The sequence below is a fragment of the Streptomyces kebangsaanensis genome, assembly GCF_001906585.1.
Lineage (GTDB): Bacteria > Actinomycetota > Actinomycetes > Streptomycetales > Streptomycetaceae > Streptomyces > Streptomyces kebangsaanensis.
The window spans coordinates 31280-32254 of sequence record NZ_JUJA01000137.1; the positions used below are offsets into that span (position 1 = coordinate 31280).

Genomic DNA, 975 nt, shown 5'->3' on the forward strand with positions numbered 1-975 from the left:
CGGGGCGGCCTTCGCGGCGGCACCGCCACACGTGCAGGCCCAGCGCGGTCAGGACGGCGGCGGCTGCGGCGATCCCGTTGGGGCGGGTGAGACCGGCCAGCGAGGCGAGCAGACCGGCGGTGAGCCAGCGGCGTGTGAAGGCGGCGTACAGGGCCCACGCCGCGAAGGCGGTCATCAGGGACTCGGTGTACGCCATCGTGGCGACGACGGCCTGAGGCAGCACCGCCCACAGGGCGACGAGGGCGATGGCGAGCCGCCGCCCGTACAGCAGTTCGCCAACCGCGTAGATGCCCGTGGCGGCGACCACCGCGGCGCTCCACGACAGGGCGAGTGCCACGTTGACCTCTCCGACCGGCACCACCGTGTTCACCGCGCGGATCAGCGCCGGGTAGAGGGGGAAGAAGGCCATGTCGTGGTACACGACGCCGGATCCCGCGGGGCCGGGGAGGACGGTGCCGTAGCCGTGCCGAGCGATGCGGATGTACCACAGGCTGTCCCACCCCATCCCCAGCACCGTGCGCGGATGACGGCCGATGTGCACGGCCCAGACGGACAGTGCCGCCACCACCGCCAGACGCATGCCGGCGAAGACCGCCAGCCCGGGCAGTGCCCTGCGCAGCACGGCCCGTGCCCGCGCCGGCCGGCTCGGCGCCGACGGCCGGCCGGAACGAGCGGGAAGCGGGTTCCGCGGCGCGTCGTCGACGTCGGCGACGCCGTGCTCGTCCATCGGGAGGCCTCCTCCTCTTCTGCGTCCGTCGTCTGACGGCCCGACCGCCGGATCACCCACCGGTGAGAGGCCTGACGCCATCCAAGACGTCTCCTCCGCCGTCCGCATCCGGGCTCCGTGCCGACGGCACCCGGAAGAGTGAGACCCCATGGGGCTGAACCGTTGGTGCGCCGGCTCCCGCGCGCCCACTGTTTGGATGGAGGAACTCTGCGTGGACGGGGGCCGACCGAACGTGCGGGCGGTTGTGA

Annotated in this window: 1 pseudogene; it reads right to left on the reverse strand. The window is 73.3% G+C overall.

Features of this window, described 5'->3' with window-relative positions:
* A pseudogene (locus tag RH94_RS43965) lies at positions 1 to 727 on the reverse strand (hypothetical protein); the annotation flags it as partial.
* Positions 728 to 975 lie beyond the last annotated feature (248 nt).